Raw genomic sequence first — 15,978 nt, forward strand, 5'->3', positions numbered from 1 at the left:
AGAACGAATATATTTTAAGTCGTTCTTGCCAAGCGAGTTGGGCGTTTAACTTCGTCTATTCCTATACAATTAGCGCCCAATTTATTAAAAGTTTGACTATTTTCGCATGATGAACCCTAATTTAATGATAAAGCGAGCGCATCATGAGTGAGCTATCGAAGTTGGCGCGTCAGGCATTGCTGCAGCCTCAGGAGGCAATGCTTGAAACAGGGAAGAAAAAAAACAGCCTTTATATCGGCATACCCAAAGAAATCAGTTTTCAGGAAAACCGCGTTCCGCTAACGCCGCTTTCTGTTGCGTTGCTGGTGGAATATGGCCATGAAGTGGTGCTGGAAAGCGGAGCTGGTGATGCCGCTAACTTTCTCGACCACCACTACAGCGAGCAGGGTGCACGTATTGTGCATGACAAAGCGGAAGTGTATCGAGCAGACATCATCATTAAAATAGCACCACCAACCCTCGAAGAGGTGGCCCTGATGCGGAACGGGCAGGTGCTGCTTTCATCGCAGCAACCGTCGTTGATGAGCATTGACCTGCTACATGCCTTGATGAAAAAGAAGGTGACGGCACTTTCGTACGAATATTTGCGCGATGAGGGCAATACCCTGACCGTTGTGCGCGCCATGAGCGAAATTGTGGGTGCCACATCCGTACTCATCGCTGCGGAATACCTGAGTAATGTATTCGACGGCAAGGGACTGATGCTGGGTGGAGTTACCGGGGTGCCCCCCACAGAGATGGTCATCCTTGGTGCTGGAACGGTAGGTGAGTTTGCTGCCCGAACGGCTATTGCATTGGGGGCACAGGTGAAAGTGTTCGATAGTTCGGTGTACCGATTGCGCCGGTTGCAGAATAACGTGGGAAGCCGCGTCTTTACTTCCGTAATCCAGCCAATTGTGCTCCGAAAGGCCGTCATCGGCTGTGATGTGGTGATCGGGGCCATCCGTGCTACCCATGGCCGCAGTCCATGTATCATCAGCGAGGAGACCGTGTCGCGGATGAAACCCAATTCGGTACTGATCGATATCAGCATTGATCAGGGGGGGTGTTTCGAAACATCAGAAATCACCAACCACGAATCGCCGGTGTTCCGCAAGTTCGATGTAATCCATTACTGCGTGCCCAACATTGCATCGCGGGTAGCGCGAACAGCGACCTATGCGCTCACCAATATTTTCACGCCGATATTATTGGATATCGGCGAGATGGGTGGGATCATGAACCTCATCTGGGCGAAGCCCGGTGTACGAAATGCCATCTACCTGTACCAAGGGCACCTCACCAATAAGGATATGGCAACCAAATTTAACCTGACACCCAAAGATTTGGATTTACTAGTAGTGTCTAACCATTAAATGAATAGGAATGCAAAACATCAAAGGAATCATTGGTGCCATGCTATTGGCCCTGGGCGTGTTGACGGCCAGTAGCCAAGAGGAGATGGCATTGTATAATGAGGAAGTGCCCAATAGCAAAGCCTTTTCAATGGACTATGTGCAAACTACCGATGATAACGGCATTACGCGCGTAACGGGGGTCACCAACCCGACGCTGACAGCCTATTTCCCGCCCGAAGGGGTAACCAATACCGGTAAGGCTGTCATCATTTGCCCCGGTGGGGGGTACGCCATATTGGCCATTTCCCACGAAGGGCACGATGTTGCCAAATTACTTGCGGCGAATGGCATCAGTGCATTTGTGTTGAAGTACCGGCTGCCGAAGGAGGAGATCATGATAGACAAACGCATCGGTCCGCTGCAGGATGCGCAGCGCGCTATCCAACTGGTGCGCGAAAGGGCGCCCGAATGGGGGATAACCGAAAACCAAATCGGTATTGCCGGGTTTTCGGCCGGGGGGCACTTAGCAGCCACACTCTCTACCCATTATCAGGATGCGGTAATCGCTAATCCGCAACGTACCTCCCTACGCCCCGACTTCTCCTTGCTGGTCTACCCGGTTATCAGTATGCAGGCGCAGCTTACCCATGGCGGGTCGAGAAAAAACCTGTTGGGTAACGAACCCTCCGAGAAGGATGTAACGTTGTTTTCAAATGAGCTGCAGGTAACCGCCGACACCCCCCCTGCCTTTCTGGTGCATGCTGAAGATGATACCGCTGTACCTATCGCCAACAGTGAGGCGTATGTCGCAGCGCTTAGGAAGCATGGCGTTACCACGAAGCTCATTACTTACCCCGAAGGTGGACACGGGTTCGGCCTTAATAATAAAACCACGGCGGATAAGTGGTTCGACCACTTCCTCGGTTGGCTAGCCGACCATTGATGTGCTCGTTTAGCGCCATGCAACAATTCGTGCGTACCCGTATAGCTCCCACACCCAGTGGTTACCTGCATTTGGGTAATGTGCTGTCGTTTGCCCTTACGGCCGCATTGGCCCGGCAATCCGGCGCCCGGATCATGCTGCGGATCGATGACCTCGATCGGCAGCGGGTGCGTACCGCGTATGTGAAAGATATCTTTGATACCTTGACCTACCTCAGTATACCGTGGGATGAGGGGCCGACGGACTACGCTGCGTACGCGTCGACCTACTCGCAGGTGCACCGTTTGGAGTTATATCACCGTGCATTAGCGCAACTGCGTGCACAAGGTGCGGTTTTCGCGTGCGATTGTTCGCGATCGGTGCTGCAGGGCAACCATCCCGCTGGCGTATATACCGGGAGATGCAAGTACCGAGGCCTGCCGTTGGATGGCAAAGGGTATTGTTGGCGAATCGATACCGATAATATCGACCTTCCTCAGCACATGCACTACTTTATCGCGCGGAAAAAAGATGGTATGCCGGCCTACCAATTGGCCTCCGTGGTAGACGATAGGCACTTTGGTGTCGACTTGATTGTGCGGGGAAACGATTTGAGGGACTCGACGATGGCACAGCGATTTCTTGCCAATGTGATGGGGTATGCGCAGTTTGATGGCGCCTCATTTGTGCATCATGCATTGTTGAAAACCAGTGCGGGCGAAAAACTGTCTAAATCGGCCGGGGCCACCTCCGTATATTACTTACGAGGCAATGGGTACTCAAGCACGGATATCTACCATATGGTCGGCGAAATGGCGGGGTTGCCGCAGCCGATTTCCACCTGGGCGGATTTGGAACCCCTAATACCCGTATTTGCCCTTCCAATTGAACCGTAGCTTCTCCCGTAGCTTTTCTTCGGCGGAGTTATTGCCCGGGTCATATAGCTTCGTGCCGCTCAACCCCTCGGGCATAAATTCCTGATGGATAAAGTTTCCTTCATAAGCATGTGCATACTGATAATCTTTGCCGTAGTCCAATTGCTTCATCAGCTTGGTAGGTGCATTCCTTATGGGTAACGGCACGGGCAAATCGCCGGTTCTGCGTACCAACGCCTGCGCCTTATTGATGGCTTCGTAAGATGCATTGCTTTTGGCCGATGAGGCTAAGTAGGTAACGGTTTGCGAGAGGATGATGCGCGATTCGGGCCACCCGATAACGTTTACGGCCTGGAAACAATTGTTTGCGAGCAGTAGCGCATTGGGGTTGGCGTTGCCGATGTCTTCCGAAGCGAGGATAAGCAGCCGGCGGGCGATGAATAAAGGATCTTCTCCACCTTCGATCATCCGGGCAAGCCAGTAAACCGCAGCATTGGGGTCGCTACCGCGAATCGATTTGATGAACGCCGATATGATGTCATAATGCTGCTCGCCTGTTTTATCGTAGCGCGCCATGTTTTGTTGCACCTGCTTGAGTACGAAATCGTTGGTGATTTCGAGCGGCTTGCCGGCGGCCGAGTCGATGACTAACTCGAGGATATTGAGCAACTTGCGGGCATCGCCGCCCGATAGGCGGAGCAGGGCGCCGTGTTCTTTGATGGTAACGGGCAGGTCGCGGAGGTATTCATCTTCTTTCAGTGCTTTGTCAATGATGCTGATCAGCTCCGCCTCGGTAAGGTGCTCAAGCACATACACCTGACAGCGCGAAAGCAGGGCGGCGATGACTTCGAATGAAGGATTCTCTGTAGTGGCACCGATTAGCGTTACCAGTCCGCGCTCTACCGCCCCCAAAAGCGAGTCTTGCTGCGACTTTGAAAACCGATGGATCTCATCGATGAAAAGGATGGGCTGCTCCTGCTGGAAATTACGCAGCTGGGTAGCTTTATCGATGACCTCGCGTACATCTTTCACACCCGAGTTAATAGCACTTAGGCTAAAGAACGGCCGACTTAGCTGTGCGGAAATGATGGATGCCAATGTGGTTTTGCCCACACCTGGCGGCCCCCACAAAATCATCGAGGGAATGTTTTGCCGGTGGATAGCCTGATAAAGTACGGCGTCTTTGCCGATGATGTGTTGCTGCCCCACATAGTCCGCAATGGTGGTGGGACGCATCCGTTCTGCCAATGGAATTTTTGTTGCCATGATTCTTAGCAAAAGTAAGCGGATTTATGTTATGCAACGAAGAAATAAGGAACAATTTTTGTACCTTGGCGCGCTGATTGGAACAATATATGAATGTAAAACAAGTGCTATGGCGCTTTTCGGCATACTTTTACTTCTTTTTGTGGGGTGGTTTGATGGGTGCTTCGGGACAAGGAAACGTAGATTTCTCTGGTGTTATTACCAAATATGACAGTACCTTTTCGGGCATCGGCCCGGAAGTTTATTTTTTACCCCCACCCAAAACGGAGGCAGAGCTGCTGGACGATCGGTATGAGGAGAAAGAGGTAGATTCGGCATTGGTGGAAGAATACGTAAAGCGCATGCAGTATTACCATCGGCTGGAAATGACCGGTAACGGCGATGTGGCCGCGAAGTATGTGCCCATCCGTGAATCGCAGGTGGCGAGTGTAGAAGGCAAATTACTGATGGCGGTAGATTACAATTTGGCCAGCAACAACCTCAATGCGCTGGCCGATATTCAAAACCGATTGGCCATGGAGTACGTCGCTATCGGAACGCTGGAGTATGCGATTGAGTTTTTCGAAAAGGCTATTTGGACGAAAAAAGCCGTGAACAACATGGCCGATTGGGAAACCATTTCGAATAACCTTGCCGTCACTTATGAATACCTCGGCCAGCTGGATAAGGCGTACACACTCCGGGAGGAGTTATATGAACGTGCCGTGAAAAGTCGCGACAACCGCGACCAAGCAAATACACTCATGAAGCTGGCGTTGATTAAAGCTAAAAGAGGCGGATGGAGTGAGGCTGAACGCGATATCATTAGAAAGGTGGTGCCGCTTTTCAGGCGGGCGCGCGATGAAGCAGGCCGGGCCTCGGCCTACAGTACGTTGGCGGCCATCTATACGCTCCAGCATAAATATCCCGAAGCACAGTGGTTTTTGGTGCAGGCAAAGACGATTGTCGACCGCGAAGGGATTGCGGAGCAGTTGCCCGAAATCATGTTTCACCTAGCCGAAACGAAGAAATACGCCGGTAACCCCAGCGTAGCGATTGAAGAGTACAAGGTGGCCAGCAACCTGGCCAAAAAAGATCATCGGATCGGTATGCAACTGGCCATCCAAGATGCGCTGGGCAACCTATACCATGAAGCGGGCGATTATGACGGTGCTGCCCTCGCCCTCAATCAGTATGACACGTTGAAGAATATGTTGTTTAAAGGGGTAGCGCCCGTAGACAATTGAGGTCGGTAGGAATGGCAATTAGGTGATAAAGTTCATTGGATTTTTAATTATATTTAGCGACGTAAATGACGCCGGGTTGTGGACGAAGCGCAATCCGGATTTAGGGATAGGATTATCAGTATGGAGAATATGTTGAAGAAAGTTTTTTTTGCCTTGTTTGTGGTGGCCATCGCGGCCTGTGGATCTAAACCACGGGTTAATCTGGATGCGGAGGTGGGGGCCTTGCAGCCTACGGCCCAGCATGCGGTGATTGCGAAGGATGTAGTGGGGTTATTTGAGTCGGTGAGCTACAAGAAAGTTCCGTTCAACGATTCCATTTCGTCGATTATCTTCGAAAACCTGATTAATGCCGTAGATCAGGGGAAGAATTACCTGTTGCAATCGGATATCGACGAATTTGAACAGTATCGGGGTACGCTGGCCCAGGATTTCCGCGACGGAGACCTTAGCGCCGCATACTATATGTTTAATGTGTATTTGGAGCGTTACCTCGGGCGGCTAGACTATGCTATCGAACAGGTGGATGCCGCTCATGACTTTTCAGTAAACGAGGTGTATGTCTACAATCGAGAAGATAAAGACTGGTTTGCTTCGGAGGCCGAGGCGGATGAACAATGGCGTAAGCGGGTGAAATACGATTTACTCAACCTGCGCATCAGCGGCGATGGTAGCGACTCGACAGCCGCCAAACAGCAAGAAACGCTGACCAACCGCTATAAGAACCTGATTTCGATGGCCAAGAAAACCGATAATAATGAGGCTTTCCAAGTCATCATGACGGCACTGACCGATGCCATCGATCCGCATACCAGCTATTTCAATCCGTATTTCGCACAGCGATTTAACGAGGAAATGGCCAACACGTTTGAAGGTATCGGCGCGCGGCTGACCATCGAAAACGAAGTGGTGAAAGTAGCGGATGTCATTGTGGGTGGGCCCGTATACCGCGAGAAGGCCCTGCAGATCGACGACCGCATCATCGGTGTAGCACAGGGTGAGGACGGTGAGTTTGAAGACATCATCGGCTGGAAGCTGGATCATGCCGTCACCAAAATCAAAGGCCCGAAAGGCACGGTGGTGCGCTTGAAAATAATCCCTGCAGGGCAAGAGCTCACGGCAGAGCCTAAAATCGTATCCCTCACACGCGACCGGGTGGTCATCGAAGATGAGTCTGCCAAGCGTGAGATTAAGGAAGTGGTGGGCGATGACGGGAAAACCTATCGGGTAGGCATCATCAGCCTGCCGAAATTCTATATAGACTTCAATGCCTACCGCAATAATGATCCGAATTATAAAAGTACAACCCGTGATGTACGGTTGCTGCTCGATTCGCTCAAACACGACAGTGTAGACGCCGTGGTAATGGACCTGCGATTTAACGGTGGCGGGTCGTTGCAAGAATCCATTGAATTAACCGGGCTGTTTATCGATAAAGGCCCAGTGGTACAGGTGCGTGACACGCGCGACCGTATCGAGGTGAATAGCGATCGGGAAGATGGCGTGGCATGGGATGGGCCTTTGGGCGTTATCATCAACCGGTTCAGTGCTTCTGCCTCCGAAATCTTTGCCGCCGCTATACAGGATTATGGCCGGGGTATTGTGCTGGGGTCGCAATCGTATGGAAAAGGGACGGTACAATCGGCCATAGATATGGGCAAGGTAATCAGCCCGACCGACCGTTTACTGCTCAAGGCACATACTAATGATGATGAGGGGCTGCCGGCTGGGGCGCCCCAGTTTGGCCAGATTAACATTACCCTCGCCAAATTCTACCGCATTACGGGGAGCAGTACCCAACATAAGGGTGTAGAACCAGATATTGTGTTCCCATCCGTATATGCCGCCGAGAAGTACGGCGAGAGTTCGGAGCCCTCGGCTTTGCCGTGGGACCGGATTTCGGCTACGGATTTTGCGCCCGTTGCGGATTTGGAGCCTATAGTCGGCCAATTGGCTACCAAGCATCAAACGCGTATGAAAGACGCTCCGGCTTATGGTTTCCTGCTTGAGGACATCGAAACAATGAAGAAGCAGGAAACGGAAACCAGTGTGACGCTGCTGGAAGAACAGCTCAAAAAGGAACGTGAGGAAAGCCGCTTGAAACGGAAGGGCCGTACGGAAGCATTACAGCAATTGCAGATAAACCTGCCGCGCAGCGGAGCTACCACCGCCGTGGATGAAGGCCTGGATTTCATCCAGGAGGAGAGCTTGGCGGTGATGGCTGACTATGTAGCCTTGGAAAGCAAGTAATAATTCAAAATAACGGCGTAAGCTCAAAATTTTGTGAACCACCTGTTTGATGCAGGTGGTTTTTTTTATCTCTTCTGCTGTACAGCACTACATCATTACCTCTCATCATATATAGTGTATACTATACACACATCAATCGATTTTGAGTAAGTTGAATATTGATTTATCTCTTTTATTTACAGTTGTTTAATTAATAGGCATTGGTTGGAATGAGAAATTTTTACGGCGATGATGTAGGGATGTGCAAGCGTTTTATTTGTTGCCTGCGCCCATACATCACAACTTTGTAAAACAATACGGCGCAAAAAGCTGTAAAGTAAGAGAAGGCCAATTAATCCCATAAGATGGGATGGACGATGCGTGAATTAAATGATTGATAAACCAACTATAATTGAAAACAACATGAGGAATTTATTTACATGCTTCTTATTGCTGTGCATGGTTCCTGCCTTTGCCGTGGCGCAACATAGCGTAAGCGGCCGGGTAACCGATGCGTTGACATCGAGCGGTGTGCCGGGTGTCACGGTGATTATTAAAGGGACACAGACAGCCGTACAGACCGATGCTTCGGGAAACTACACCATCGAAGCCGGGGCAACAGACACCCTGGTTTTCCGGTCGTTGGGTTACGCCTTGCAAGAGGTAGCGATTTCCAACCAAGCCACGATAAACGTGGTGCTAGAAGGTGAGGGTACGGAGCTGGAAGAGGTGGTGGTGATTGGGTATGGTACCCAACGACAGCGTGATCTCACGACAGCCGTGACGACGGTGAGGGCGGACGACATTGCCAAAACGCCGAATGCCCAGGCCATGCAGTCACTGCAGGGCCGCGTAGCTGGTGTCCAGATTGTGAGCAGCGGGGCTCCGGGGGATGGACCCACGGTAAGGCTGCGGGGTATCGGCTCATTCGAAGGGAATTCTGCTCCGCTGTATGTAGTGGACGGAATGTTTTTCGATAACATCGACTTCCTCAATCCCAACGATATCGCCACGATATCGGTGTTGAAAGACGCCTCGGCGGCGGCGATTTACGGTGTGCGTGCCGGTAATGGTGTGGTGCTCATTGAAACGAAATCGGGTGCCTACAATAAGCCGGGCGAAATTGTATACGACGGTTATTATGGTATTCAGAATCCACAGAACGTGCTCAAAATGGCCAACGCCCAGCAATTCGTTCGTTACATCAACGAAACCAACAGCGTAGCGGATATCGCTTTTATCGACGCGGCGATGCAGCGCTACGGCCGGAGTCGGATAGACCCGAGCATCCCGGATGTCAATACCGATTGGTATCGCGAAATTATGAGCCCCGCACCGATGCAGAATCACAATCTTTCATTCAATGGGGGTGGTGAAAACACGCGCTATTCAATCGGAGGTAGTTATTTCAATCAAGAAGGCCTGCTCGATATGCGGGGGGGTAATAATTACAGACGATTGAATTTTCGCGTTAAGGTAGACAGTAAGGTGAAAGACTGGTTGACCGTGGGGGGTAATTTCAACGTAAGCACGGCTCGTAAACAAGTGGGCGAGAATACAGCGTGGTTCCGGGCGTACTTCACGGTGCCGATTCTGCCTGTGTATGACGAGAACAATACCGATGCTACGCCGATTAACTATGCCAATGCGCGGCAGCTCGGCTATCGTGGTGTGCAAAACCCATTCTTCCCGATGGAGTACGTCGATACCCGCCACCATGTTGCCAAAGTACTGGGTAATTTCCATACGGAAATTAACTTTTGGGAAGACAGGCTGAAGTTCCGCACCCAATACAATTACAGTTTGGGTCTCGTAAACCAACGACGGGTAGACTTTGAATATAATGACGGCCTGACAAACCATGCGTCGGCCCTCCGCCGGCAGCATACCTCCGATTACGACCAGGTGTGGGACAACTTCCTCACCTATGATGATAATTTCGGTAAGCACAACCTCAACGTGGTACTGGGTCAATCATACCGCAGCGAATACAGCGAGTTGCTCTTCGCGCGCGGAACAGCCATCAGCCCGGCACCGTCGCGGGCGGCGGAGCAATATTGGTACCTCTCCAATGCTACCGACTTCGACGTGAATGATATTGGCGACTCGGATGGTGGCACACTGAATGCCAACCTGCAATTCCTATCTTTCTTCGGTAGGGCGGCCTATAATTATGACGACCGGTATCTGCTTTACACCACAATCCGCCGCGACGGAAACAACAAATTTCAGAAAACCTGGGGTAACTTCGCCACGGTAGGCGCTGGATGGGTGCTTTCTGAAGAAGAATTTTTTGATGTTCCTGGTATCGACTACTTAAAGTTCCGGGTTTCGTGGGGGCAATTGGGTAACGACGCCATCAGCCCCTCAGTAGGGCGGCCTACTTTGGAAGAGAATAACGGCGCTATCGGCGATACCCGCGTGGTTGGCCGGCGGCTGAACCCGACATTTGATCTCATCGAGCAGTGGGAAACCACCGTAGAAAATAACTTCGGTCTGGATGCCCAGTTTCTCAACAGACGCTTGTCCTTGGAAGCTGATTACTTCATCCGTGATACGCGCAATCTTGCCGTAGGCATTGTTCCGCCGGTATTCCGGGCAACCGAGCGGCGTAGCGTTGGCGAAATCCGTAACCAAGGGCTTGAGGTGAACTTGAACTGGCGCGACCAGCTTTCCGAAAATTTCTCTTATAACATCGGTGGTAATTTCGCCACGCTTAAAAATAAAGTGCTCGGCCTCGGTGGACCCATTTACCTGGATGCCGGGTCGGCGGAATTTCGGCAGCGTTCCATCATTGGGCAGCCATATCAAGCATTTTTTGGTTATGAAGTTACTGGCGTGTTCGACACGGATGACCAAGTCGAAGCAACGTACGATGCCGCCACCATCGAAGAAAACGACCTTCAACCAGGTGACCTCATTTTCAGGGACCAGAATGGCGACGGGCTTATCAATGACGAAGACCTTGTGGTACTGGGGTCATATTTACCCGACTTTACCTGGGGTTTCAATCTGGGCTTCCAATACAAGCGGCTCGAATTTTCTGCACTCCTGCAAGGGCAGATGGGTTACGATATCCTGAACAGGAAACGCGGCGAAATGATTTTTACCAACGACACCAATATCGATGCTGATTTGGCTACGAATCTATGGGCGGAAGGCCGGCCGTCGGACAAAAACTATCCGTCGGCTTCGGGGCTACGCCGGGCGTGGAACCAGCGGATGAGCAGCTACTTCGTCGAAGACGCGTCATACTTCCGGGTGCAGAACGTACGTGTTTCTTACGGATTTTTGGGTAAGGAAATCAATGGCGTCATGTGGCCAGAGACACGACTTACCTTTACCGCGGAAAGGCCGCTTACCATGTTTAAGTATAACGGCTTCAACCCAGAGGTATCCAATGGCGTGGACCGTGAGGTGTATCCAATACCCGCTATCTACACCCTCGGATTAACGATCAGATTGTAATGCAATTAAGAAAGAAACTATGAAACCTATACAAAATATTAAATACGCGGCCGCTGCACTGATGGGATTGATACTCAGTATGTCGTGCAGCCAGTTGCTGGATGAACCGCTCGAAAATCAGCAAGTAGCCGAAGAAACGGATTATTCACGCACCGAAAACATGACGCTGATGCTTTACGGTGCCTATAATGAATTGTACGAACTGCAATGGGAAACCTTCCCATTGGTGAGTGTACGCGGTGATGATATCGACGTAGGTGGCAAAGGCGATCAGCCGCTTTTGGCGCAGGTGGATAGCTTTCGCTACGATCGGAATTTCTGGATGCTCAACTCGGCGTGGCTGAACCTCTATTCCGACCTCATCCATTGGCAGGGGGCCATCGAAGAAATCCAAAAGTACCAAGAAGCTGGGGCTAACCAAGGAACCGCTCAGCAATACATCGCAGAGGTTAAAGTGATGCAGGGCTATGAGCTGCTTCACTTGGCCCGCTTGTGGGGCCGCATCCTCATCCCACGCACGTCGCAACCATCCGACTTGTTCAATGTGGAACTGTCGAGCTTCGAAGAAGTCATGCAGCATGTCAGCGCATTGATGGATGAAGCCATCCCGATGTTGCCCGATGTACGGCCCAATCAGCGCACCGACGTGCCGGGTGGCGTTACACGCTATACTGCGCTGGCCGTCAAGGCGCTAGCCAACCTCGAATTGAAAAATTATCCGGCGGTGGCGCAGGCTACCGAAGCAATCATCGGTAGCGGCCTGTTTACCTTGGAGGAAGACTACTATCAATTGTTTAAGATTCCCGGTAAGCTTAACGACGAAAACCTGCTTGAATTGCAGTATTCCGATTATGGTACGCCTACCGGTACGTCTAACAAGTACAATTGGGATTTCTTCGGCCCCGGTAACTGGGCGCCCGTCCGTAGTGGATCCGGTGGCGGTTGGGGTTTCTGGGAGCCAAGTGTGAAGTATATTAAGTTTATGCTTGACCGCGGTGATCGGGAACGCTTGCAGACCACCGTGTTGTTTACCCCGGCTGGGATTGCCGATTTGGAAGCCGACCCCGCATACGCCAATCTGCCCGATTGGGTATCAAACACGACACCCGAAGGTGACGTGTTCAATAATCACCCGCGGTATAAGTTTTTAAGTGGTAAGCACTACCTACCGTCAACCCAGCTTACCACCGGCCGGACGGCCTATGGCGAGAATAAGAACTTCATCTGCCTACGGTATGCCGAAGTGTTGTTGATGCATGCGGAAGCGTTGGTGAGCGGAGCGACCAGCTCGGTCATGACTGCCGATGCCGCGGTGAACGAAGTTCGGAGCCGGGTGGGGCTTGGTCCGCTGAGTGGCGTGACGATCGATCAGGTGCTCGATGAAAAGTTTGCCGAATTTGGCGCCGAATGGGGCGTACGGTTCTACGATATGCTACGCCACGACCGTACGGCGGAACTCTCGTATGGCGGCCGCTCGTATGATGCGGCTAACGACAGGTTCTTCCCGTATCCGCTGGCACAGGTGGGTATTATCCCCCAGCTGAATGAGGAAAATTAGAAAGACCAATTAGGAATTTAAATAGGATTGAACATGAAACTGATCAATAAATTACTTGTCTTGCTGTTTGTCGCCGCCTCCTGCAAGGATGGTTACATAGACGACATCAGCCCCGTTCAACCGGGGGCGGACGAAATGGCCCCCGAGGTCACCATCAGCTACCCCACGAATGAAACGGTGTTGATCCCCTTTACGGACGAATCGACGAGCATTAACTTCGAGTTTGAAGTCGAAGACGATATCGAGATTACCTCGATTGCCATCGCACTCAATGGGGCTACATTGGAAACGTACACCGATTTCAAGGACTATCGCCGGGTAGCCACCACGCACCTCAGCGAGACACTGCCTCTCGGCGACTACACATTCGATGTGACGGCCACGGATGCATCCGGCAAGAATACGACGAAGAGCTTCGCCTTCGAAATCAGCAATGTCTATCAGGCTAAGTACTCTGGTGAGATATTCTACATGCCGTTTGAAGGCGATCTCTACCTCGACTTGCTAGAAAACATCAGCGCTAACAAGGTGGGTAGCCCCGGCTTCGCCGCAGGCAAGTCGGGCCGCGCCTACGCCGGCGCAACGGATAGTTATCTGACGCTGCCCACCACCGGTTTGATAAACGACGAATTCAGCGCGTCGTTCTGGTATAAGGTTAACGCTACCCCGGATCGCGGCGGCATTTTGACGGTGAGCCCCCCAGGGCCGACGAATAATAACCGGACAAGCGGTTTCCGGTTGTTCCGCGAAAATGCAGGTGGTAAACAACGGATAAAACTCAATGTGGGCAACGGCACCGCAGACAACTGGTTTGATGGCGGGGCCGCGGCCGACGTAGAGGCAGGCGGCGATTGGGTGCATGTGGCATTTACGATTGCTGGCGACCAATGTGCGGTATACATTAACGGAACAGCGGTAAGCCAGGGTACCTATCCCGGAGTGAGTTGGGCGGATTGCGACGTGCTCACCATCGGCTCAGGCGCGCCGAATTTTACCGAGTGGGGTCACTTGTCAGACTTGAGCCTCATCGACGAGCTGCGGATTTTTGATAAAGCGCTGACCCAGGAGGAAGTACAGACCATCGTTGAAGATAACTAGTAAAAACATGACGAACCTGCGTGTGCCGATACGAATTAGTTGGTTGCTGTGCCTGGCCTTATTCCTGGCCGGTTGCAAAACGGATCGTATCGGCACACTTGCGTTACAGCGGGCAATGGTAGGTGACGTCGAGTTGGTGGTGGACGACGTTGTTGAGGGGCTGCCCACCGATCGCAGTATCACGCTGGCGTTTTCCGGCCCAGTCAATACCGCATCGGCCAATTCGGCTATTACGTTAAGCCACGATGGCGGCCAAGCGGAAATTAGCTTCGGCTTTCTTGCCGATGGAAGCACAGTTGTAGTGCATCCCACAGGGCCCTTGTTGAGCAATACCCTATATACGCTGGTTATTTCTGATCAATTGCAAGGCAGCGGCAGTAGCCATGGCCAAGCCTATAACATCCGGTTTAAAACCGTGATGGAAGACTTGCAGGTCACGGCCGTCGAAGTAGGTGGAGCGTCTGTCGGCCAATCAACCGTACTGGTCGATGTGCCACTTGATTTGGACATGACGATCCGGTTTTCCGGTCCGCTGGATGCCGAAGCGGCACAACAGGCCGTGACATTGGTCGGAGCTTCGGGAACGGTGAATCTTCAGATAGAACTCGCTGCGGATGGACGCTCAATGAGCTTAACAAGCAACGCGTCGCTGAAAGATTTCACGAAATTCACATTACAGATTTCGGATGAGCTGGCCGGGGCTGCCGGCGAAAGGTTCGGGGGGCTGGAACGGACATTATATACCGCCGCAGCGTCTGAACCGAAGTTCCCTGTCATTTCCGATGAGGAGCTGCTTACCTTGGTGCAACGGCAAACGTTCAAATATTTCTGGGATTTTGCCCATCCCGCCAGCGGCATGGCCCGTGAGCGCAATACGTCGGGCAACCTGGTCACCAGCGGTGGTTCGGGTTTTGGCGTAATGGCGCTTATCGTGGGTATGGAGCGGGGGTTTATTACGCGCGAGGGAGGGTTGGGGCGGCTGGCAACGATACTTTCTTTTTTGGAAACTGCTGATCGTTTCCATGGGGCGTGGTCGCATTGGATCAACGGAAATACGGGTCAAGCGATGCCTTTCAGCGCCAATGACAATGGTGGTGACCTGGTAGAGACATCGCTATTGATGCAGGGGCTGATCACCATGCGGCAATATCTCTCAGCCGGTACGCCAGCCGAAAAGCAACTCATCGACCGCATCAACGGCCTGTGGGAGTCCATAGAGTGGGATTGGTACCGACGCGGTGGCCAGGATGTACTCTATTGGCATTGGTCGCCGGATAAGGAATGGGCAATGAATCTGCCTATAAGAGGCTGGAACGAATCCCTCATCACGTACGTATTGGCGGCGGCATCGCCTACGCAAGGTATTCCCGAAAGCGTATATACCAAAGGGTGGGCGCGCGACGGCGCGATGCGCAATGGTAGCACGTATGAAGGTGTGGAGTTACCGCTTGGTCCGCCATCCGGTGGCCCCCTGTTTTTCAGCCAGTACTCTTTTTTGGGCATCGATCCGCGTGGTTTGAATGATGCGTATGCTGACTACTGGGTCCAGAATGTCAGTCATACGTTGATTAATTATCGCTACTGCGAGCGCAACCCCCACAGCTTCGTGGGCTACGGCTCATCTGGTGCGTGGGGTCTCACGGCAAGCGACAGCCACGGCGGGTATTCCGCTCATTCGCCCACCAACGATCTGGGAGTAATCACGCCTTCTGCGGCACTCAGTGCATTTCCGTACACACCCGAAGAGTCTATGGCGGCGTTGAAATTCTTCTATTACACCCTAGGCGACCGGCTGTGGGGAGCATATGGCTTTTACGATGCATTTAACGTCACCGAACAGTGGTTCGCCGATTCCTACCTCGCCATCGATCAAGGTCCGATTATCGCCATGATTGAAAACTATCGCACAGGCTTGCTCTGGCACCTTTTTATGAGTGCGCCGGAAGTAAAATCAGGATTACGTAAACTGGGCTTTAACAGCCCCAAATTATAATGTTAAAAC

Annotated in this window: 10 protein-coding genes; 9 read left to right on the top strand and 1 reads right to left on the bottom strand. The window is 52.0% G+C overall.

Features of this window, described 5'->3' with window-relative positions; genetic code table 11:
* The first annotated feature begins 143 nt into the window (after positions 1-143).
* The 3 genes from U9S71_RS06325 to U9S71_RS06335 are packed head-to-tail and all read left to right on the top strand — an operon-like array spanning position 144 to position 3,155.
* Positions 144-1,355 carry an alanine dehydrogenase gene (locus tag U9S71_RS06325; protein ID WP_326326089.1) on the top strand — a complete coding sequence of 404 codons (1,212 nt, stop codon included), beginning with the start codon at positions 144-146 and terminating at the stop codon, positions 1,353-1,355.
* A gap of 10 nt (positions 1,356-1,365) precedes the next feature.
* Positions 1,366-2,280 (top strand): alpha/beta hydrolase, encoded by a 915-nt coding sequence (locus tag U9S71_RS06330; protein ID WP_326326090.1) that lies wholly within the window; start codon positions 1,366-1,368, stop codon positions 2,278-2,280.
* 17 nt (positions 2,281-2,297) lie between these two features.
* Complete coding sequence (locus tag U9S71_RS06335; protein ID WP_326326091.1) at positions 2,298-3,155, top strand: glutamate--tRNA ligase family protein; 858 nt, start codon at positions 2,298-2,300, stop codon at positions 3,153-3,155.
* On the opposite strand, the gene U9S71_RS06340 is transcribed toward U9S71_RS06335, so the two are convergent.
* Positions 3,120-4,400, bottom strand: coding sequence for a replication-associated recombination protein A (locus U9S71_RS06340; protein WP_326326092.1), 1,281 nt, complete (start codon positions 4,398-4,400; stop codon positions 3,120-3,122). The genes U9S71_RS06335 and U9S71_RS06340 overlap by 36 nt on opposite strands.
* Before the next feature lie 89 nt (positions 4,401-4,489).
* Between U9S71_RS06340 and U9S71_RS06345 the strand changes: the two genes are divergently transcribed.
* From U9S71_RS06345 to U9S71_RS06370, 6 genes are all read left to right on the top strand, one after another.
* Entirely contained in the window at positions 4,490-5,626 is a 1,137-nt protein-coding gene (locus U9S71_RS06345; RefSeq protein WP_326326094.1) for a tetratricopeptide repeat protein, read from the top strand.
* A gap of 129 nt (positions 5,627-5,755) precedes the next feature.
* Positions 5,756-7,873 carry a carboxy terminal-processing peptidase gene (locus U9S71_RS06350; protein WP_326326095.1) on the top strand — a complete coding sequence of 706 codons (2,118 nt, stop codon included), beginning with the start codon at positions 5,756-5,758 and terminating at the stop codon, positions 7,871-7,873.
* Positions 7,874-8,275: 402 nt separating this feature from the next.
* Positions 8,276-11,320 (top strand): SusC/RagA family TonB-linked outer membrane protein, encoded by a 3,045-nt coding sequence (locus U9S71_RS06355; RefSeq protein ID WP_326326097.1) that lies wholly within the window; start codon positions 8,276-8,278, stop codon positions 11,318-11,320.
* Between the two features lie 19 nt (positions 11,321-11,339).
* Complete coding sequence (locus tag U9S71_RS06360) at positions 11,340-12,878, top strand: RagB/SusD family nutrient uptake outer membrane protein (protein ID WP_326326098.1); 1,539 nt, start codon at positions 11,340-11,342, stop codon at positions 12,876-12,878.
* 33 nt (positions 12,879-12,911) lie between these two features.
* Positions 12,912-13,976, top strand: a complete 1,065-nt coding sequence (locus tag U9S71_RS06365; RefSeq protein WP_326326099.1) for a LamG domain-containing protein — start codon at positions 12,912-12,914, stop codon at positions 13,974-13,976.
* Between the two features lie 7 nt (positions 13,977-13,983).
* Positions 13,984-15,969 carry a glucoamylase family protein gene (locus tag U9S71_RS06370; protein WP_326326101.1) on the top strand — a complete coding sequence of 662 codons (1,986 nt, stop codon included), beginning with the start codon at positions 13,984-13,986 and terminating at the stop codon, positions 15,967-15,969.
* Positions 15,970-15,978 lie beyond the last annotated feature (9 nt).

The sequence above is a fragment of the Parapedobacter flavus genome (genome assembly GCF_035818675.1).
GTDB classification, from domain to species: Bacteria; Bacteroidota; Bacteroidia; order Sphingobacteriales; family Sphingobacteriaceae; genus Parapedobacter; species Parapedobacter flavus.

What these genes read in the sequence shown, in the direction of transcription:
- U9S71_RS06350 (WP_326326095.1), top strand. Translation starts at nt 5,756, where the DNA reads ATGTTGAAGAAAGTTTTTTTTGCCTTGTTTGTGGTGGCCATCGCGGCC.
- U9S71_RS06360 (WP_326326098.1), top strand. Translation starts at nt 11,340, where the DNA reads ATGAAACCTATACAAAATATTAAATACGCGGCCGCTGCACTGATGGGA.
- U9S71_RS06370 (WP_326326101.1), top strand. Translation starts at nt 13,984, where the DNA reads ATGACGAACCTGCGTGTGCCGATACGAATTAGTTGGTTGCTGTGCCTG.
- U9S71_RS06325 (WP_326326089.1), top strand. Translation starts at nt 144, where the DNA reads ATGAGTGAGCTATCGAAGTTGGCGCGTCAGGCATTGCTGCAGCCTCAG.
- U9S71_RS06355 (WP_326326097.1), top strand. Translation starts at nt 8,276, where the DNA reads ATGAGGAATTTATTTACATGCTTCTTATTGCTGTGCATGGTTCCTGCC.
- U9S71_RS06345 (WP_326326094.1), top strand. Translation starts at nt 4,490, where the DNA reads ATGAATGTAAAACAAGTGCTATGGCGCTTTTCGGCATACTTTTACTTC.
- U9S71_RS06365 (WP_326326099.1), top strand. Translation starts at nt 12,912, where the DNA reads ATGAAACTGATCAATAAATTACTTGTCTTGCTGTTTGTCGCCGCCTCC.
- U9S71_RS06335 (WP_326326091.1), top strand. Translation starts at nt 2,298, where the DNA reads ATGCAACAATTCGTGCGTACCCGTATAGCTCCCACACCCAGTGGTTAC.
- U9S71_RS06340 (WP_326326092.1), bottom strand. Translation starts at nt 4,400, where the DNA reads ATGGCAACAAAAATTCCATTGGCAGAACGGATGCGTCCCACCACCATT.
- U9S71_RS06330 (WP_326326090.1), top strand. Translation starts at nt 1,366, where the DNA reads ATGCAAAACATCAAAGGAATCATTGGTGCCATGCTATTGGCCCTGGGC.